This is a genomic window from Gracilibacillus phocaeensis (assembly GCF_900626275.1).
Classification (GTDB): Bacteria; Bacillota; Bacilli; order Bacillales; family Amphibacillaceae; genus Gracilibacillus; species Gracilibacillus timonensis.
In genome coordinates, this window is record NZ_LR131145.1 from 571034 (window position 1) to 589750 (window position 18717).

19 protein-coding genes are annotated in these 18717 nt (G+C 39.1%); 12 read left to right on the plus strand and 7 right to left on the minus strand.

Annotated features, from left to right (window positions below):
* The first annotated feature begins 310 nt into the window (after nt 1–310).
* From E0E32_RS18780 to E0E32_RS18795, 4 genes are all read left to right on the plus strand, one after another.
* Nucleotides 311–1384 carry a glycosyltransferase family 4 protein gene (locus tag E0E32_RS18780; RefSeq protein WP_066190680.1) on the plus strand — a complete coding sequence of 358 codons (1074 nt, stop codon included), beginning with the start codon at nt 311–313 and terminating at the stop codon, nt 1382–1384.
* 180 nt (nt 1385–1564) lie between these two features.
* Entirely contained in the window at nt 1565–1789 is a 225-nt protein-coding gene (locus E0E32_RS18785; protein ID WP_066190683.1) for a DUF1659 domain-containing protein, read from the plus strand.
* 36 nt (nt 1790–1825) lie between these two features.
* Entirely contained in the window at nt 1826–2044 is a 219-nt protein-coding gene (locus E0E32_RS18790) for a DUF2922 domain-containing protein (protein WP_130860482.1), read from the plus strand.
* Between the two features lie 70 nt (nt 2045–2114).
* Nucleotides 2115–2249 (plus strand): YvrJ family protein, encoded by a 135-nt coding sequence (locus tag E0E32_RS18795; RefSeq protein WP_066190688.1) that lies wholly within the window; start codon nt 2115–2117, stop codon nt 2247–2249.
* Nucleotides 2250–2333: 84 nt separating this feature from the next.
* Here E0E32_RS18795 and E0E32_RS18800 read toward each other — a convergent pair whose 3' ends face one another.
* Nucleotides 2334–2489, minus strand: a complete 156-nt coding sequence (locus E0E32_RS18800) for a DUF1540 domain-containing protein (RefSeq protein ID WP_066190690.1) — start codon at nt 2487–2489, stop codon at nt 2334–2336.
* Between the two features lie 158 nt (nt 2490–2647).
* Between E0E32_RS18800 and E0E32_RS22390 the strand changes: the two genes are divergently transcribed.
* Entirely contained in the window at nt 2648–2920 is a 273-nt protein-coding gene (locus E0E32_RS22390; RefSeq protein ID WP_165445084.1) for a hypothetical protein, read from the plus strand.
* A gap of 123 nt (nt 2921–3043) precedes the next feature.
* Here E0E32_RS22390 and E0E32_RS18805 read toward each other — a convergent pair whose 3' ends face one another.
* Nucleotides 3044–4288: a helix-turn-helix domain-containing protein gene (locus tag E0E32_RS18805; protein ID WP_130860483.1), complete on the minus strand. Its 1245-nt coding sequence runs from the start codon at nt 4286–4288 to the stop codon at nt 3044–3046.
* A 435-nt stretch (nt 4289–4723) separates the two neighbouring features.
* Between E0E32_RS18805 and E0E32_RS18810 the strand changes: the two genes are divergently transcribed.
* The 7 genes from E0E32_RS18810 (at nt 4724) to E0E32_RS18840 (ending at nt 12427) form a co-directional block, all read left to right on the plus strand.
* On the plus strand, nt 4724–5296 hold the full coding sequence (locus tag E0E32_RS18810) for a nitroreductase family protein (RefSeq protein WP_066190696.1): 573 nt from the start codon (nt 4724–4726) through the stop codon (nt 5294–5296).
* A 175-nt stretch (nt 5297–5471) separates the two neighbouring features.
* Complete coding sequence (locus tag E0E32_RS18815) at nt 5472–6449, plus strand: substrate-binding domain-containing protein (RefSeq protein ID WP_130860904.1); 978 nt, start codon at nt 5472–5474, stop codon at nt 6447–6449.
* Entirely contained in the window at nt 6450–7904 is a 1455-nt protein-coding gene (locus tag E0E32_RS18820) for a sensor histidine kinase (RefSeq protein WP_130860484.1), read from the plus strand.
* Nucleotides 7901–9223 carry a response regulator gene (locus E0E32_RS18825; RefSeq protein ID WP_130860485.1) on the plus strand — a complete coding sequence of 441 codons (1323 nt, stop codon included), beginning with the start codon at nt 7901–7903 and terminating at the stop codon, nt 9221–9223. Before E0E32_RS18820 ends, E0E32_RS18825 begins: the two co-directional genes overlap by 4 nt.
* Nucleotides 9224–9331: 108 nt before the next feature.
* Entirely contained in the window at nt 9332–10627 is a 1296-nt protein-coding gene (locus tag E0E32_RS18830; RefSeq protein ID WP_130860486.1) for an ABC transporter substrate-binding protein, read from the plus strand.
* Nucleotides 10628–10730: 103 nt separating this feature from the next.
* Nucleotides 10731–11615 (plus strand): carbohydrate ABC transporter permease, encoded by an 885-nt coding sequence (locus E0E32_RS18835; RefSeq protein WP_286172032.1) that lies wholly within the window; start codon nt 10731–10733, stop codon nt 11613–11615.
* A complete protein-coding gene (locus E0E32_RS18840; RefSeq protein ID WP_066190709.1) occupies nt 11615–12427 on the plus strand; it encodes a carbohydrate ABC transporter permease in 813 nt (270 codons plus the stop codon). The genes E0E32_RS18835 and E0E32_RS18840 overlap by 1 nt, the downstream gene beginning before the upstream one ends.
* A gap of 316 nt (nt 12428–12743) precedes the next feature.
* Here E0E32_RS18840 and E0E32_RS18845 read toward each other — a convergent pair whose 3' ends face one another.
* The 5 genes from E0E32_RS18845 to E0E32_RS18865 all read right to left on the minus strand — a co-directional run bounded on the left by E0E32_RS18845 (nt 12744) and on the right by E0E32_RS18865 (nt 18671).
* Entirely contained in the window at nt 12744–15038 is a 2295-nt protein-coding gene (locus E0E32_RS18845; RefSeq protein ID WP_130860488.1) for a CDP-glycerol:glycerophosphate glycerophosphotransferase, read from the minus strand.
* A gap of 338 nt (nt 15039–15376) precedes the next feature.
* Complete coding sequence (locus tag E0E32_RS18850; protein WP_286172000.1) at nt 15377–16099, minus strand: WecB/TagA/CpsF family glycosyltransferase; 723 nt, start codon at nt 16097–16099, stop codon at nt 15377–15379.
* Nucleotides 16100–16144: 45 nt separating this feature from the next.
* A complete protein-coding gene (gene galU / locus E0E32_RS18855) occupies nt 16145–17020 on the minus strand; it encodes a UTP--glucose-1-phosphate uridylyltransferase GalU (RefSeq protein ID WP_130860489.1) in 876 nt (291 codons plus the stop codon).
* Nucleotides 17021–17039: 19 nt separating this feature from the next.
* The gene (gene tagH, locus E0E32_RS18860; protein ID WP_130860490.1) at nt 17040–17834 is read right to left on the minus strand and encodes a teichoic acids export ABC transporter ATP-binding subunit TagH; all 795 of its coding nucleotides are present in this window, start codon (nt 17832–17834) and stop codon (nt 17040–17042) included.
* A gap of 15 nt (nt 17835–17849) precedes the next feature.
* On the minus strand, nt 17850–18671 hold the full coding sequence (locus E0E32_RS18865; protein ID WP_130860491.1) for an ABC transporter permease: 822 nt from the start codon (nt 18669–18671) through the stop codon (nt 17850–17852).
* Nucleotides 18672–18717 lie beyond the last annotated feature (46 nt).

Sequence of the window (18717 nt, forward strand, 5' to 3'; positions counted from 1 at the left end):
TGGAGCAGCTGCTCTTCTGATAATTGATACGTTGATAAGGTATAGCCATAATCGTTCGTCATGATATTCAAGGTTTTTAATCCGTTTGCTTCTATTTTTATAAATTCCAATACTATAACACTGTATTGCTCGTATCAATCGACTCCTCCTTCCTAAAAAATCTGTTACTGTAATGGACGATAAAAAGCGTAAAAAGTTACAGTTCACATTCTTTTTTTATAAAATGCTAGACAGTGCTGTATTCTTCCACAACACTCGTGCTATAATGAGGCAAAGCGAGAAACGGTAACTAAAACAAGTAGGTGTGTGTATGTATAATATTATGGAGTTAATTGTGGCCTTTTTGATTTCTGCCGCGGTAGCTTTTGCCTCGACTCCTTTCATTAAGAAGCTGGCGATCAAGATCGGTGCAGTAGATTATCCGACGGGTCGTAAAAAGCATGAAGGAGTTAAAGCAAGGCTAGGTGGATTGGCCATTGTGCTTGGGGTTGTGGCTGGTCTCTTGTATGAGCACCCAGAACATCCGCATATGATGGAAATAATTATTGGCGGTATTATCATCGTTATTACTGGTATATTAGACGATATTATTGGACTCAAGCCTTACCAAAAATTAATTGGACAAGTTTCTGCAGCACTGGTGCTTGTTTCATCTGGCCTTATTATTGATAAAGTAACGATGCCTTTTTTGGGAACGGTGGACATATCACAAGCCGGATTGATCTTAACGGTATTCTGGGTGGTTGGTGTCACCAACGCGATTAATTTAATCGATGGGCTAGATGGACTGGCTGCTGGTGTCTCGGCCATTGGTTTAACCAGTATCTTGATTATTGCGATTATGGATTATCAAGTGGTGGTTGTTTATTTAGGAATGGTATTGGTGGGCAGTTGTTTGGGTTTTTTATATCACAATTTCTATCCAGCCAAAGTCTTTATGGGCGACACGGGAGCGATGTTCTTAGGTTATTCGATCTCGGTTATTTCCATGCTCGGTTTGTTTAAAAACGTCGCTTTATTTAGTTTTATTATTCCGATCATTATTATTGCGGTGCCGATATTTGATACCATTTTTGCGATTATCCGCCGTCTTATCAATAAGCAGAGTATAGGTGCAGCCGATCGCAAACATGTCCATTATCAATTGATTGAGATGGGCTACAGCCATCAAACGGCGGTATTGATCATCTATGCGTTTAGCTTTTTCTTTGGCCTGATGGCGATTATCTTTAACAGCGCCACTATGCTGACATCACTTATTATTTTAGGGATTATCACTTTAGCGATCCAGTTAATCGCCGAATTGTCTGGCATTGTTTTCAACGGGCAGCAACCTTTGATTAGCAGTATCCGCAAGCTATTTGGAAAAAATCAAAAGATATAAACGAGCCAGTATTTCTACGGAGATACTGGTTTTTGTTTGGTTACTATTAGCTGACAGCTTACAAAAGTATCCAGAAAATGCGCAAAAGCTATACTTTCACCCTTTTCACGAAAAAATTAAATCGGTTTGACACCTTTTTCTCCTGCCGATTGATTATAGAAGTGAAAGGAGGTGAGCGACATGGCAGTAGCAGAACATCTCGATTCAAGACTGAAGTTAACCTTCCAGAACGGACTTGACCCGATCTCTGGAAGGGAGTTGTATAAGACCAAGTCTTTCAACAATGTAAAGACGGCGGCAACAGCGGATCAGTTATTTGCAATCGCCTCAGCACTTGCGCCATTACAGCAGTTAACCTTATCATCTGTGAAACGTAATGACACCGAATTGTTGATGGCAGAGTAACGAACACCCACGTTAGAAAAAAAGGAGGTGAAAGCAATGAAAAAATTGGAACTCAAATTCGAAAACGAAGAGGGTAAAACAACGACGATCTCTTTGGATCAACCTGTCGAGCCAGTGGATGAATCAGCGGTTTCAGCAGCAATGGACACGATTATTGCAGAGAATGCGATTTTTTCTTCCGGCGGGGACTTGATTGCTAAAAAAAGCGCCCGCGTTGTGGAACGAAATGTGGAAGAGATTGACATCGGCGTTTAAGCAGAAAAAAGGAGGGCCACCGTGCTCTCCTTTTCTATTTTTTATCATACGAAAAAAGGGGGAATATAAAATGGAAGATACATGGATTTCCATGCTAACAGACGTTGGTTTTCCAGTTATTGTGACATTCTACTTGTTGCATCGCATTGAAACAAAACTCAATATGCTGATCGAATCCATTGTCGCCCTGCCCGATAAGATGTAGTGAATCGAAAGAACCTCCGCTTGTTGAACAGGCAGAGGTTCTTTCATTGATGCTAGGGGTGACATGTTCCAACCGAGAAGGGAATTAGATGCTAGGCTGAAATGTTGTACAATCGGTTTCTTTTTTCGAAGCCGCACTGTGGCCCGTGTGACTTACTACATAAATGACGTCTGCATTACATTTGTTGCCTTCCGTCCAAAACATACAATTGTTCACTTCACATTTAACATCCTTCGCCATCTGGCACACCTCCTAGTGATAGTTTGCAGAGCTGTCCGCTAATCATGCATGGTAATTTTTCCTTTGCCTTAGGAAGCTGACTGGATTGTAAAATTTTATCGTGAGAATTTGATCTCACAGACAAAAAACCGTCGAACCGCAAAGTTTTGTCCGTAAGAATGGATCTCACGGACAAAAAACCGCCGAATCCCGAAGTTTTGTCCGTAAGAATGAATCTAACGGACAAAAAACCGCCAACCCGCAAAGCTTTGTCCGTAAGAATGGATCTCACGGACAAAAAACCGCCGAATCCCGAAGTTTTGTCCGTAAGAATGAATCTAACGGACAAAAAACCGTCGAACCGCAAAGTTTTGTCCGTAAGAATGGATCTCACGGACAAAAAAACGCCAACCCGCAAAGTTTTGTCCGTAAGAATGAATCTCGCGGACTGAGGAAAACAAATCGCGTTCCTAAGTCCATAAGAATCACGCGGACTGGTAGTAGCCATTCCCGTTCCTAGGCGCTAAGACCCAAACGCGCAGCCCCCCAATCCACTGCACTATCTTTCAAACATCTCACGTCAACAAATGATTGATAACAACATCACGTCGGTGAACAAAATAATGATTGGCTGCTGCTTTGTAATTATGCTTATGGTAAGTAACATATCCCAAGATATCATGACAATAATCAATCGACATCCAATCTCCCGTCCTCTCAAAAAAAGGCAAGACTTTGTCCTTTAAGCGCTGCAGAAATAATTCCGAATGATAGGTACGCTTGGCGATCCCTTTTAAAATGAAAAATTGATATTCAAAAGCCTTCGAAAGCTTGGACTTCTCCGCTGTTTGAATGACGTGAATGGCCTTATCCCTTTCTTTTCGAAGCAGATAAATATAGGCAGCGAACAACATGGCATTCAGTTTAAGTGTCAATCCCTGTGCTGATTGACGCAGATTTAATTTGCTATATTTCAGTGCACTCTCATAATCTTTCTTGTCAGCGTGCACCATACCTAATACATAATAAATAAAATAATGATTCGACTTCCCGTCATTGTCTAGCATAGTTTGTAATTCACTGGTCAAATGATGATGAGCCAGCGTGCGATCTACAAAGGAATTGATCATCAGCAATAGGCGTGATAATACCATATTGGCGGTATTCCATGAATTTTGAAATAATTGAAACGCTTTTGCAGCATGTTCATGAGTACGGGCATGTTTTTTCATGTGATAATATGTATTTGCATAGTACAAATGAAGTTCCCCATCATGTTCTAATTGTTTTGGGTATGATTCAGCGGCTTTATTTAAGTAGGTAAGGGCATGGATGAAATGTCGCTTTAACATGAAATAGTAACCAACCGCTTTTAAATAAGGGTAGCTAACGGGGGAAGCTAATACTTCTGTATAGCTAATCACGTGGGGTAAGTATCTTTCTGCCTTTTCCAGATCACAATATAGCAAAGCATAGCGAAAATGACATAAATGACGTTGTTCTTTTTGATTACCAAAGCAAGCAATCGGAAAATCCTTTAAGTGTTGATAATGGCTATCAGCAGATTCATATTGGCGATGTGCGATACTTTTCAGCCAATTACTCAATTGTTGAAAACGAATCGGTTTATTTTCTTTTGCTAGCGCTTCCAATTCTAACGCTTGAAAAATCCGCAACAGCAATTCAGGAGAAGGTTCTTGTTTTCCTTGTTCCAACTTGCTTATAGTGGAAATACTGCACTTAGCTAAGTGGGCCAATTGCTTCTGTGACCATTTCTTTTTATTACGGTGTATCTTAATAATTTTTCCTACTTCATACATTAATTCCTCACACTTCCTTTATATGATTATTTGTAACTAAGTATATAATACTATAGAAAATGATGATTAAGCAAATTATTTACACAAAAATAGCTCAATTAGATATCCGATGATGAGGATAAGTATAATAATGACAAATGTTTTTATCCCTATTAGTGGAATAACTAACAATAAAATAGGAATAAATAAGAGAAAAGCAAAGATCATAAAAAGCTGAAAATACACAAATGTCTTCATTAGATTTCCTCTTTTCGTCGTTTGGAATCCGAATCGATGGTTTTACCTTCATGGAATGCAAGCATGGTGTTTGGAGACATGCCTCTGATTCGTTCGCCCATCTCTTTATAAGATATGCCGACGCCGTTCAAGCGTGATTTTTGAGAAGGAGAGGATTTTGTTCTATAATGATGAAGGAAACAAAGGAGGAAGATACGTATGGTAGATGTTAATATCAAGGATTATCGAATAGCGGATCATCCGATAGATGAGCTTTTCTTGAAGCGTTGGTCGCCGCGTTCGTTTTCGGATAAACAGATAGAAGAGTCGGACTTAATGAGTTTATTTGAGGCAGCACGATGGGCGCCATCAGGTAGCAATAAGCAGCCTTGGCGTTATATTATTGCCCGTTCAGAAGTGGATAAAGAGAAATTTTATTCTTTTATTAAGGATACCAATCTTGCTTGGTGTAAGAAGGCGCCGGTCTTAGCCTTAATCGTTTCAGACGCTGAGGCAAATGGTTCTCATGCCTTTGACGCAGGTACTTCTTGGGGATATTTAGCCCTGCAAGCGATGCAAAAAGGCTTAGTAACCCATGCGATGGGTGGATTCTATAAAGACAAAGCTCGTGAAGCCTTAAATATTCCAGAGCAGTTCCAACCTCATGCCGTGATTGCGATTGGTTATCAGGATGCCAAAGAAAAATTAGCAGAGAAGCTGCAACAACGTGAAGCACCTTCTCCACGTCGTCCATTAGCAGAAACAGTTTTTGAAGGAGAATATAGAGGGTAAGAGGAGAAACTTAGGGGATTCCCTAGGTTTCTTTTTGTTTGCAATGATTTCCCTCTTCTTTTATTACTTCTCGCAAAAATAGACATCTATCACTCCCTCCTCCCCCATAGACAAATCAAAAGTTAACGCTTACAATCAAAATGGATAAACAACTCAAATGAAGAGGGGTGCTATGATGTTGCGTAAAATAGGCTTTCTCGTTTTATTTATAATATCATTTAGTTTCATGATCTATTATGGTAAAGAAACGTTTTATATTGATCAAAAGGCTTCTACAGAGATGAGTCATGATTATCATTTTGCATTAATTACCGAAGAAGTGGGCAATGAATATTGGCGCTTGATTGAAAAAGGGGCAAAGCAAGCAGCAGAGGAGAACGATGTTTATTTAGAGTATGTTGGCCCTAAGCTTGCTGACGATGAAGAAAGGCTGGAGACTTTCGACCGTATGATCGCTGCTGATGTGGACGGTATTATTGTCAAAGGGATGAATGATGAACGCTTTCCTCAACTGGTCAAGAAAGCAAAGGACCGCAAGATTCCCGTTGCGACGATTGATACGGACAATCCAACCAGCAATCGTGACTTCTACGTGGGCACCGATAATTTCCAAGCCGGTTATTTAGCTGGTCGGACATTAATCAAGGAGACAGAAGGAAAGCAGAAGATTGCCGTTATTATTGGACTGAAAGAGGCGCAGAATCAGCTAGATCGCTTGGCCGGATTTGAGAAGGCCATCGAGGATGTGGATCGAATGGAATTAATCGGTGTATCGGAATCTCGCATTACCGAAGTAGGTGCTGCGGACGGCACGTATCAGCTTTTAAAAAATCATGGGAATATTACCGTCTTCTTTGGGGTTAGTGCATTAGATGGTATTGGCATTGTGCAAGCCATTGAAGAGATAAATCCGACCAGTCGACCGTATGTGTTAGCCTTTGACCTCCTGCCAGAAACACTTTCCCTTATAGAGAATGATAAGATTCAGGCAACCGTTGCCCAGTATCCACAAGAAATGGGCCAGCAAGCTGTTGAACAAATGGTCCAATGGTATCAAAATCAACAGCCAGACAGCATTCAACATACCGAGACAGGCATTATCAAGCAGGAAGATATCCTGAATGGGGAAATTATTCCAAAGGAGGAGCAGTAGATGAAACGGATCAAGCATTTATTGAAAGGTCAGACAATTCCCTCCAAATTGACGCTGCTTTTTACTGGAATTATTATTCTCTTTAATGTAGTTACGATATCGATTTATGTTAGTTCAACCAAATTAATGGAGGAATACCATCAGGAATTTGAAAACCTGTTAAGCCTTAATTCGATTTCTCAAGCGGCTCAGCAATTGTCGGATCAGACCAAGACCTATGTTTTGAGTGGTGAAGAACAAGATTTGAATGCCTTTTATCAAGCTAGAACCCATTTCAAACAAGAAACAGCACCCATTCTAGAAGAAAAGCATGCCATACGGTACAAAAATTATATTAACTTGATTGAAACACTAAACTATCAAACCGATATGACGGCAGGGTTTGTCTTACGTGACGATATGGAATATTATACGATGCACCTTAAAGAAGTACAGCAAACCACCTCCTATATTCAAGAAGCAACTCTGGAATTATTGGATAGTTCCTTAAGTGAATATCAAACCTTATATACCGATATTAGAGAGCGTAATGAGGCATTTAAATATTTTACCATCTATTTGTTAATTACCTCCGTTATACTTGGGGCCTATATTACGATTCGTTTTTCCCGCGGGATTCATCGTCCAGTGCAGAAACTTTCTGAGGCTGCCAAGGAGGTAGCGGCTGGCGATTTAGACGGTCAGCCAGTTGCTATCCAGTCGCCGGATGAACTGAAATTACTGGGAGATTCCTTTAATCAAATGCGTGGCAATATTCGTCATCTTATCAAGGAAATCAAGGATCAGTCGGAACAGGAGAAGTTAATGAGGGAATTAGAATTAAAACATTTGCAAAATCAGATCCAACCACACTTTTTGTTTAACACGCTCAATACTGTTTCTAAGATGGCTTATTTAGAAGAAGCGCGTTCCACTTCGCAATTAATCGATGCCTTGGCAGCTATGTTGCGTCACAGCTTGGGTGACTTAAGTAAAGTGACGACCTTAAAAGAGGAACTTAGAATGGCGGAGAATTATATCGCGATTCAGCAAACTCGTTTTATGGATCGAATCGATTTTCATGTGGATCCGTTACCAGACAAGTTTAATCTATCCATGCCGCGATTGATTTTACAGCCATTAGTGGAAAATGCCTTTATTCATGGCTTGGAATCACTGGAAGAAAACGGAGAAATGGCGATCTATCTCAAGCCTTTTTCCCATGGAATGATGGTAGAAATAACCGATAATGGAATAGGTATGTCACAGGAGCTACAGCAGCAAATTATCCAATCAACAGAAGAAAGCGATGAGCATGTCGGGCACCTGACAGGGATTGGCTTAGTCAATGTGATTAAACGACTGCGCTATTTCTATCAAACCGATCATGTCTTAGAGATTGATACAGCGATAAATAAAGGAACCGTGATTCGTTTGTACTTGCAAGCGGCAGACCAGAAAGGGGCATTAGCATGAAGGTGCTTATTGCAGAAGATGAATATCTCGAAAGAAAGGCGATGAGAAAGTTTTTGGAAGATCATTTTCCTGATATGCATCCGATCGAGGAAGCGCCAAACGGTCGAATGGCGATTGAATTAGCTCAGCAGCTAGAACCAGATTTAATTCTGATGGATATCAAGATGCCTGGTATCAATGGACTGGAGGCCATTGCAGCCATACACCATGAACTACCGCAGACAAAGTTTATTATGGTGACGGCCTATGATACCTTTGACTATGCCAAACAGGCGATGAAGTTCGGGGTGCGGGAGTACATCTTAAAGCCTGGCCAAAAGAAAGAGATACTTCAAGCCATTCAACATGTAAAAGAGGAAATAGCACAAGCCCGCCATATTAGGCAAAGCCAACAAGAATTATTCCTTGCTAAAGCTATCAAAGGCGAAGACGCAACAGCCTTGCAACGAGAACTATTTCCACAGATGGCAATGGGTTATTTCATCCAATCTAATCATCCCTTACCGCCACTATCTGGTTATGTCATACAAGGTCAGGTCGGATTATATATCGGCCATCAGGAGATAACCAATGCGGCTATCTTAACACAGGTACGACAGCTGCAATTAAGCTTGGGAGATCGTTATTATATTGGAATTGGCAAGCAGTATCACGTACTTTCTTCATTAACACAATCATATCATCAAGCGAAGCAAGCCCTGCGACAACTGATCACTGCAGGGGCAAGACATTATGGTTTTGCTAGCAGAATAGCAGAAGAGACGTCGCCCGTGCCTGCTTTTTTAGAGGCCATACGCGATGGGGACGAACAGCGGATGCAATTGCAGATTGAGGCTATTCTTCCAGTTGCCGATGTCGAACTCTTCGTACAGGTCAAACAAATTACTGAAGCAAAAGGTATCCAGCTGCCTATTAGGCGAGAAGATCTGCTTACTGAAGCGGATTGGCGAGACTTTATCCAGTGGGTCGTTCAAGAGATGAAATCTTATTTTCAATCACAGGAAAAAATCGAGAAAGCAAGGCAGTATATCGACGGACATTACCATCAGTCACTCAGCCTAGTGGATATGGCAGTTTATGCCGAACTAAGCACCAATTATTTTTCCAATTTGTTTCATGAGGTGACCGGACACACCTTTATTGATTATCTGACCGAAATCCGCATTCAACAAGCAAAGGAACGACTACAGAAACATTCCGCCAGTTTGAAGGAAATCAGTATTGATATCGGTTATAAAGATCCCAATTATTTCAGTCGTGTCTTTAAAAAGCATGTCGGCATGTCACCTAAGCAATATCAGCAGCAGATCGTAAAATAGTGAAGATTTTCGTAAAAATATACAGAAAACAAGACCGATCAAGAGAGCGCTTTCCTTATATAATCATAAATGAAAGCGCTCATATTATTTATATAGGGGGTATTAGGAATGTGGAAAAAAAGTCTGGCACTTCTCTTTTTATTCATGTTGTTACTGTTAGCGGCATGTGGTGGAGATGATCAAGATACAGGCGGAAAAAGCGATGATGGAGGCGATTCAGACGGTGGTGGAGAAGATACCGTTGAAATCTTTAGCTGGTGGACTGGTGCTGGGGAAGAAGATGGTTTGCTGGCACTGATTGATCTCTTCGAGGAAAAGCACCCTGATATTACGGTGGAGAATGCAGCGGTAGCCGGTGGAGCAGGTACGAATGCCAAGGCCGTTCTTGCCACACGGATGCAAGGGAATGATCCACCTTCTACCTTCCAGGTACATGGTGGGGCAGAATTAAATGAAAGTTGGGTAGCAGCCGATAAAATGACGCCATTGAACGATTTCTATGAAGAAAATGAACTGACAGATAAATTCCCAGAAGAATTGCTTGACATGGTCAGTAAGGATGGCGATATTTACTCCGTTCCAGTCAATATTCACCGTGGTAATGTCTTGTTTTATAACATGGAACTATTCGAAGAAAATGATATCGAGGTACCTACGACGTTAGATGAGTTTGTCAATGTATTGGAACAGTTGGATAGTGCTGGTGTGGTGCCATTGGCCTTAGGTGATAAAGAATCATGGCCAGCAACACAAATCTTTGAGAATCTGCTATTGGCGACACTAGGACCGGATGATTATCGAGGCTTATGGGCGGGAGATGTTAGCTTTGATGATCCTCGTGTGGTAGAAGCAGCAGAACATTTCCAAACGATCATCGGCTATGTAAACGAGGATCATGCCTCCAGAAACTGGCAAGATGCTGCCCAATTGGTTGGTGGCAAGGAAGCAGCCATGACTAATATGGGGGATTGGGCCAAAGGTTATTTCTCCAATGACTTAAGCCTGGAAACCAATCAAGACTTCGGTTATTTTGCCTTTCCAGGTACAACGGAAGACTTTATGGTCATTACCGATACGTTTGGTTTGCCGGACGGCGTAGAGAATCCTGATACGGTCAAGGAATTCTTATCCGTACTTGCCTCTGTGGAGGGTCAAGACGCCTTTAATCCACTAAAAGGGTCGATACCGGCACGCGTAGACGCCGACACTTCCAAATATGATGAGTATGGCACGGATACGATGGAAGATTTCCAGAATAGTAACCTGACGCCAAGTCTTGCCCATGGCTCAGCAGCATCGGAAGGTTTCCTGACCAAAATAAACCAAGAGGTGAATATTTTTGTCACCCAGCAAGACGTGGACCAATTTATTGAGAAATTAAAACAAGCAGAAGGCGAGCTGTAAATAATAAAGAATGGCCCGCGTTGTGCGGGTCATTCTGCTAAGAAGGATAATAAAGAAAAAAAGAGAGGAGGACCCCATCGTGAAAATAACGAAAGATAGACTAATGGCTGGTTTATTTCTGGCCCCTTCTTTCTTGTTAATCATTATCTTTGTTTATGGATTTATTGGTTGGACTGGCTGGGTTTCCATGAGTAACTGGAACTCTCTGGTTCCCGATATGTCCTTTGCCGGATTAAAGAATTATCTGTACTTATTCGCCGATTATCGATTTCAATCTGACTTGCGCAACACTATCTTTTTCACGATTTTCTTTATTGGTGGTGTGATTGTGCTTGGTCTCAGCCTCGCCATTTTACTCGACCAAACGAAAAGGGCCAATGCCTTTTTCCGGAATATCTTCTTATTTCCGATGGCGTTATCGTTTGTTGTCACCGGGGTAGTCTGGCAATGGTTACTGAACCCGTCTACAGGCTTCAACCAATTTCTTGGTATTTTTGGAATCGAGCCAAAATGGTATACCGACACCAATATCTTAGCCGGTTTCCAATGGGGTAGTATTGAATTCGGTTTGCCAGTGGCGATTATTGCCGTCGTCATTGCGGCTGTCTGGCAGATGACTGGTTTTTCGCTGGCAATGTATGTAGCTGGTTTGACAGGGATACCAGATGAATTAAGGGAAGCGGCTCGAATAGATGGGGCATCGGAATGGCAGATCTATCGCAAGGTGATTTTACCAATACTGACGCCGATTACGATGAGTGTGGTCATTATCATGGCTCATATTTCATTGAAAATATTTGATCTTATCTATGCGATGACAGGCCCGGGTGCCAATTTTGTCACCGATGTGCCTGGGGTGTATATGTTTGAAACGACCTTCCGCGGCAATTATTATGCCAACGGTGCAGCGATTGCCATTATTATGCTGCTGCTTGTCGCCATCTTTATTGTACCTTATCTCATTAATAGTCGAAGGGGGGCATCCTAATGGTAATCAGAAGAAGTATCAAATACATTGTCTTAACACTAGTTGCCCTATTCTTTCTCACACCGGTGTATGTTATGTTGATTACCAGTGTGAAACCATTGGATGAAGTATCCCTTGCTCAGATGTGGACCTTGCCCACCGCGATAGATATATCCAGCTATACCCATGCCTTTTCCGAATTGGCACCGAATTTAATGAACAGCTTTTACTTGGTGATCCCGGCCACATTCCTATCAGCCATTCTCGGAGCAATGAATGGTTATGTATTGTCGAAGTGGCGTTTTAAAGGATCGGAAATCGTTTTTACCATGATTCTTTTTGGAATGTTTATTCCTTATCAGAGTATTCTGATCCCGTTAATCCAATTTCTTAATGAAATCGGGTTATATAATTCGATTGGCGGTCTTATCTTTACTCATGTTGTCTATGGTTTGCCGATTACGACGCTAATGTTCCGTAATTTTTATGCCAATATTCCGGATACCATGATCGAAGCAGCCCAAGTAGATGGCGCTAGCTTTTTAGGGATTTTTCGGCGGATTATCATTCCATTGTCGATCACTGGATTTGTTGTCGTGGCGATTTGGCAATTCACCAATATCTGGAATGAATTTCTTTTTGCTGTGACGATTACCAATAACAATGCCCAACCAGTGATGGTTGCCCTGCAGAACCTCTCCGGCAGTCAAATCGTCCAGTGGAATGTGCAAATGGCCGGAGCCCTCCTTGCGGCGCTGCCGACTTTGTTGGTGTATATTTTGTTGGGGAAATATTTTGTGCGTGGGCTTTTGGCTGGGTCGGTGAAGGGGTAGAGATTGTATAACTACTGCCAAAAGTAGATACGCATGTTATGCTGGTGGCTTCTGTATGATGAAAAATTTTTAGTATTGTGAGAAGTCATCAGAATAGCCTATACTATTAACGGGAATTAGAATGGGGAAAGAAACTTGCATTCTTAACCTATACGAATGTCATTTATCTTGGCATTACATCGCACAATCACATGGACAAAAAAAGTAATACCAAAAACACATAATAAGAAATAACGATTAAAAATCCCCAACGATTCTATTTATCCTTTAAAAAAGGTCTATGAAGCGTTGAGGATTTTCTATACTTTCAAATTATTTATTTTCCACTCTTACTACTATCAAAAACTTGTTTCACTACTCTTTCCGTAGCATAGCCATCGTCTAACGAACAGTAAATATTATAGAAATCATTATATTTATCGGCATATTCCTGTTCCAATTGATCAATATTCTTAATGGAGTTAACTACTTCTTCTGATGTATATAGTAATGGACCAGGTAAATCTTTTTCCATGTCTATATAAAAACCTCTTAACATATCTCGATATTTATCAATATCATAAGTAAAGAATAAAATAGGTTTCCTCAGATTAGCAAAGTCAAAAAATACAGAGGAATAATCAGTGATCAATAAGTCACTTGCAATATATAAATCGTTGATATCATTATATTTTGAATAGTCATAAGCAAATCCTTCAAATTCACTTAAATCAATATTGTCAGAGATAAAATAATGCATCCGCAAAATAATTACATATTCGTCTCCTAATTCTTCTTCTAGCCTATTTAAGTCTAATGTTAAATTAAACTTATATTTTCCCACCTTATGATATTCATCATCTCTCCAGGTTGGTGCATATAAAATAACTTTCTTTTCCAAAGGAATGCCTAATGTTGTTTTTATTTGCTCCTTATACGTATCCGAAAAGTTCATCAATACATCATTACGAGGATATCCATATGTTAATATTTGTTCGCGAGGATACATAAATGCACTTTCAAATATTGATTCAGAATATTTGTTGGCAGCAATTAAATAATCCCAATCTCGTGACTGTTGATAAAAATCTGATTTATATTTAGGATTTGCCGAAGCAACATTTTCCATATCGAACACTAGTCTTTTTAATGGCGTACCATGCCATGTTGATAAAATAATTTGTTCATCTTTCTTATAAAGTGTAGGGGGCTGCCTCATGTTCAACACAAAATACTTAGAAACGGTCACATAATAGAAATACTTCCAGCTAAAACGCTTAATTACTTTCACATGCTCCCCTTGTTGAAACTCTTTCTCTTCATTGATCAAATCTTTATCATTTATTACCCAAATATGCCTCCATTCACCTGATTGATTAGCTAATAAGTACTTAAAAATTGCCTTAGGACTGTCTGAATAATTCTTACCTAGAAAACTCTCGTATAAAACTGTATTTTGACGAATTGGTAATTTTGAAATTATAAATCGTTGAACTGCTCTTCGTCTTGATTTTTTGTTTTTAGGCTTCAAAAAACGAGCTATTTGATAAAGGGTTACTCTAGCTTTACTGAAAAAGTACGCTCTCTTAAACTTACCTCGTTTAATAGACGCAATTTCTACATTGTGGCGTCTTGCCAGCTTAATTGGTTCTGAATCGATGTTCAAAATCTCCTGCAATTCCTGATACAATGGAATTAATTTATTAAACTCAGCAGAAAACGAGTTACTTTTCGCTATCGTATAAAGATAATAATTAATTGCTTTTCTCTTTACTTGCTTAGCGATGGTTAAATTATCTACTGCCAACAGTCCAACTTTTAAAGCTCTATAAAATTGCAAAAAACGATCCTCACGTATTTCTTGAGATAGTGAAGGATAATTAATAGAATCATTGTGTAGTAATTTATAGTACAAACTTACTGTTGTCTCTTGAATCGACAATACTTCATTATAAGTCTGAAGTAAAAAAGGGATTTCTCCGTAAAGGTCGTTAGATTCGTCAAATAACAGCTCATTTTCCACTAAAAATTGACGCTGAAAAATAAAACCGTGTACTTTTAGCGACCGACTAAGGGTTCTCATAAATTTATTTTGCGTTTTTAATTTATAATTAGCATTTAAAAGGTCCTCTTCGAATAATTCATTTATTAGTTTGGTTTGTTTTTCACCTTCTATATTAATATCTAATCTATCAAATATTCGATCTAACTTTGCTGATGTATCATCTTTATAAAATGCTTGATTGTTTTTATTTAAGGTAGTTTTTTTGTCAAAGCGTGTTCCTTTTACTTTTAACCTAATGACCTCTGAATACTCATTATCAATCATCTTCTTTGTATATATTAAGGTGTTAGGATGTAAAAAATCATCAGAATCTAGGAATAATACATATTCTCCTCTCGCTTCAGCTAATCCTTTATTCCTAAATACACTGACATTCGAAGCTGTGTCGATTTGAATCAATTGATAATTCAAAATGGTCTCCTCAAACAAGTAGTTTATTTGAGTTGGATCATGATAGACAAATAAAACCTCAAAGTCTTTAAAATGCTGCTCTTCCAAACTTTTTAAACAATTTTTTGTATATTCGATATTTGTTTCTTTGAATGGTATGACAATACTAAATAACATTAAACGCTCCTCGCTTCTCTGTTTTAATCTTATAGCTATAAGTATAATATGGAAATCATGTAGTAGATAAATTGCAATGTGAAAATAAGCACAAAAAGCACCATTATTATTAAAGATGCCATTTGTCTTGTCATTTTTATTGTACTTTGTTTACAATCTATTACTATATTTTATCCTAATCCATACGATATTTAAAGCCTTTTTGATAAATCATTTGAACTAATCAGTGATATCTTTGGAATTATTCACGTATCCGTAATATCCCTCAACACGGGTGGAAGTATTCTCCTAAGCTTGGATTATAAAAAAAGTAGCATTATCACACTATATCGTTTAACTTAATACCTTTTACTTATGATACGCAAAATAAACTCAAACACCTTCAGAATTCTCTTCCAGCGAAATGGCTGCTTAATAAGACGATAGAGCCATTCTAAATTTAGTTTGATCCAGATATCAGGGGCCCGTTTCACTTCTCCAGCAATAATATCAAAACTGCCTCCAATACCAATAAACATACCTTTATCAAATGACGATAAATACTTGGTAATCCAAAACTCCTGTCTGGGTACACCTAAAGCAACAAAGACAAAATCTGCTTTTGATTGGATGACGTCTGCTACGATTTCCTGATCCTCCAGATCGAAGAAGCCATGATGATGACCGGCAATTCGTAATTCGGGATGTAATTCTTTTAATTTATCTATCATTCTATCGTTCACATCTTTACTTGCTCCAAGAAAATAACAGCTTAATTGATGACCTGCTGCATAATCAATTAAATCTGTCATTACTTCAAAACCGGGGATGCGTTCTTCCAATGGCTCCTTTTGCATTTTAGAAGCTAATACGACGCCGCTTCCGTCTGCAATCATATAATCAGCCTTGTGAATCGCCTTTCCATATGCCTTATTTTCCCGTGCAAGCATCACGATTTCCGGATTAGCCGTGACAATAAACGACTTCTTGCCCTGCTCGGTCCTTGTTATTATTTCCTCGAGCAAGGCTTTTTTATTTGTATTTAGGAAGTCAATCCCCATAATTTTTACTGTATCTTTCACGGTAACCTCTCCAATATGGTGCTGGCTGGACAGCACTTCCCTGCCTTAAAGGCGATAATCTTTTTGATGAAGTTCTACTAAATAATCCATTAACTGATCTCGTAAATCATCTCTTTGCAAGGCAAATTCGACCGTGGTTTTAATAAAATCGAATTTCTCCCCTACATCATATCGTTTTCCTTCAAATTCAAAGGCATATACCTTTTGGACTTTGTTTAATTTCTCGATGGCATCGGTTAGCTGGATTTCCCCACCCGCACCGATTTGCTGTTCTGCCAAAAAGTCAAAGATTTGCGGAGTTAATAAATATCTTCCGATAATAGCCAGGTTAGAAGGTGCTGTACCTTGTGGTGGTTTCTCAACAAAACGTTCTACTTGATATAATTTATTCTCCTCTGTTAATGGAGAGATTACACCATAGCGATGCGTTTCAGACTCTGGAACCTGCTGCACACCAATGACTGACTGCTCCACTTCATCGAAACGATCCATCAATTGTCTGAGGCAAGGTGTTTCATTCTTAATGATATCATCACCTAACAGCACGGCGAATGGTTCATTACCAATAAATTTCCGAGCCGACCAAATGGCATGCCCTAACCCTTTTGCTTCTTTCTGTCTAATATAATGGATATCCACATTTGATGATTTATGAATTTCGTCTAACAGGTCATATTTCCCTTTGCGTTTCAGATTTTCCTCTAGCTCAAACGAATAGTCAAAATGATCTTCAATCGCCCGTTTCCCTTTTCCGGTCACAATAATGATGTCTTCAATACCTGAATCGACGGCTTCTTTGACGATATATTCAATCGTCGGGCGATCGACAATTGGAAGCATTTCTTTCGGCATCGCCTTGGTCGCCGGTAAAAATCTAGTGCCTAGGCCAGCTGCTGGAATGATTGCTTTTTTTATTTGCATGGCTTCACGACCTTTTCTATTAATTTTCTGAAATACTGTTCGCTATAACCTGCTGCTTATAAGCTTCTTTCTCACGCTTACTCATCTTTTTCCAGTCGTTTAAATAATTCTCATAGTTGTCAATTACTTCATTAACAGATCCATGTTCCCTCACTGTACCGAACTCAAGCCAGAGAATTTTCTCACAAAACTTGCGCATTTGACCAAGTGAGTGGCTGACAAAAATCATCGTCTTCCCTTTCTCTTTAAATTCCATCATCTTATTTAAACTTTTCTCGGCGAAAGCCCGATCCCCAACAGATAGAGCTTCATCAATAATCAAAATATCCGGGTCAATATTGACGGAAATGGCAAAGCCTAACCTTGATTTCATCCCACTCGAATAGGATTTCACCGGCTGATCAATAAATTTATCCAACTCCGAGAATTCAATGATTTCCGGTTCTAATTCGTCGATTTCGTATTTATCAAACCCTAGCATTAATAACTTCAGCTCAATATTATCTCTACCTGTTAAATCATTTTTTAAGCCAGACGATATAGCAATCAAGGAGGTTTGACCATTGATCTCTATCGTTCCAGATGTTTCTGGAACGATACCCGCCATAATACTGGACAAAGTAGATTTCCCAGATCCATTAGTTCCTATCAATCCAAGTATGTCACCTTTCTCTACGTCAAAGGAAACGTTTCGCAAGGCATAAAAATCTTCACCAAAGCTTTTTGGTGTTAATAAATCTAGAAATCGTTCTTTTGTGCCGCTATATAGCTTGTATTTTTTAGTTATATTTCTCACTACAATAGATTTTTGCATTTTATTCACATGCCTTTATAAATAATCGATAAAGTGTCTTCTAAACCGAACATGAATGGTAGAGCCAATAATTAATAAAATTAATACAATTGCCCAAAACCATAAAGTATACTGCCACTGTGTCACTATATACCATTCCGACCCAAAAATAGACGCTCGGTACCCAGACATTAAATAATACAGTGGATTTAGTTTCATGATATTCATAATTGTGGGGAAATCAGCCAGTTTGGAAATCGGCCATAATACCCCTGATAGATATAAGAACATACGTAGTATCGAATTCAACAACATATGAACATCTCTGATAATTGTAGACAAGGTTGAAGTAACGAGTGATATCGCAAAAACCAAGGCTATAGTAGCAAATAGAAAATAAAAAATTTGCAAGTAATAAATATTAGCATAATATCCACCGAATTGAAAGATAACGATCGTAATCGCCAGCATTACAAAGTGGACATATAACTGCGAAAAAATCACGTAACTCGGAATTACACTCATCGGAAAATTCATTTTGGACAACATTTTCAGTCGTGAATAAATCGACTTGGACCCTTGAATCATTGATTGATAAAAGAATGTCCATAGGAAGAATGCAGGCATCAGCCAAAAAACAAATGGCACTACCTCTCCACCTATCGTGATTGGATCGCGACGCAATAATGTCCCAAAGACAAACCAGTAAATCAATATCTGGATCGAGGGAGTTAGAATCTCCCAGAGCATTCCTAAGTAGTTATTCTTATTCTTACTCTTTAATTCATATAAAGAAAGCCGTCTGACTAAATAAAAATATTGAATTTGTTCTTGAATTACGGTTATAACAGATTTCATCTATAGATTACCTTCCTGTTTCTTAGGCATGATTGTACCTAAGAAA

Bases quoted from the DNA above. Each gene is read 5' to 3' on its own strand.
- E0E32_RS18835 (WP_286172032.1), top strand. From the start codon at position 10,731: ATGGCTGGTTTATTTCTGGCCCCTTCTTTCTTGTTAATCATTATCTTT.
- E0E32_RS18840 (WP_066190709.1), top strand. From the start codon at position 11,615: ATGGTAATCAGAAGAAGTATCAAATACATTGTCTTAACACTAGTTGCC.
- E0E32_RS18795 (WP_066190688.1), top strand. From the start codon at position 2,115: ATGGAAGATACATGGATTTCCATGCTAACAGACGTTGGTTTTCCAGTT.
- E0E32_RS18790 (WP_130860482.1), top strand. From the start codon at position 1,826: ATGAAAAAATTGGAACTCAAATTCGAAAACGAAGAGGGTAAAACAACG.
- E0E32_RS18825 (WP_130860485.1), top strand. From the start codon at position 7,901: ATGAAGGTGCTTATTGCAGAAGATGAATATCTCGAAAGAAAGGCGATG.
- E0E32_RS18830 (WP_130860486.1), top strand. From the start codon at position 9,332: ATGTGGAAAAAAAGTCTGGCACTTCTCTTTTTATTCATGTTGTTACTG.
- E0E32_RS18865 (WP_130860491.1), bottom strand. From the start codon at position 18,671: ATGAAATCTGTTATAACCGTAATTCAAGAACAAATTCAATATTTTTAT.
- E0E32_RS18800 (WP_066190690.1), bottom strand. From the start codon at position 2,489: ATGGCGAAGGATGTTAAATGTGAAGTGAACAATTGTATGTTTTGGACG.
- galU (WP_130860489.1), bottom strand. From the start codon at position 17,020: ATGCAAATAAAAAAAGCAATCATTCCAGCAGCTGGCCTAGGCACTAGA.
- E0E32_RS22390 (WP_165445084.1), top strand. From the start codon at position 2,648: ATGGATCTCACGGACAAAAAACCGCCGAATCCCGAAGTTTTGTCCGTA.
- tagH (WP_130860490.1), bottom strand. From the start codon at position 17,834: ATGCAAAAATCTATTGTAGTGAGAAATATAACTAAAAAATACAAGCTA.
- E0E32_RS18810 (WP_066190696.1), top strand. From the start codon at position 4,724: ATGGTAGATGTTAATATCAAGGATTATCGAATAGCGGATCATCCGATA.
- E0E32_RS18785 (WP_066190683.1), top strand. From the start codon at position 1,565: ATGGCAGTAGCAGAACATCTCGATTCAAGACTGAAGTTAACCTTCCAG.
- E0E32_RS18805 (WP_130860483.1), bottom strand. From the start codon at position 4,288: ATGTATGAAGTAGGAAAAATTATTAAGATACACCGTAATAAAAAGAAA.
- E0E32_RS18820 (WP_130860484.1), top strand. From the start codon at position 6,450: ATGAAACGGATCAAGCATTTATTGAAAGGTCAGACAATTCCCTCCAAA.
- E0E32_RS18780 (WP_066190680.1), top strand. From the start codon at position 311: ATGTATAATATTATGGAGTTAATTGTGGCCTTTTTGATTTCTGCCGCG.
- E0E32_RS18845 (WP_130860488.1), bottom strand. From the start codon at position 15,038: ATGTTATTTAGTATTGTCATACCATTCAAAGAAACAAATATCGAATAT.
- E0E32_RS18815 (WP_130860904.1), top strand. From the start codon at position 5,472: ATGTTGCGTAAAATAGGCTTTCTCGTTTTATTTATAATATCATTTAGT.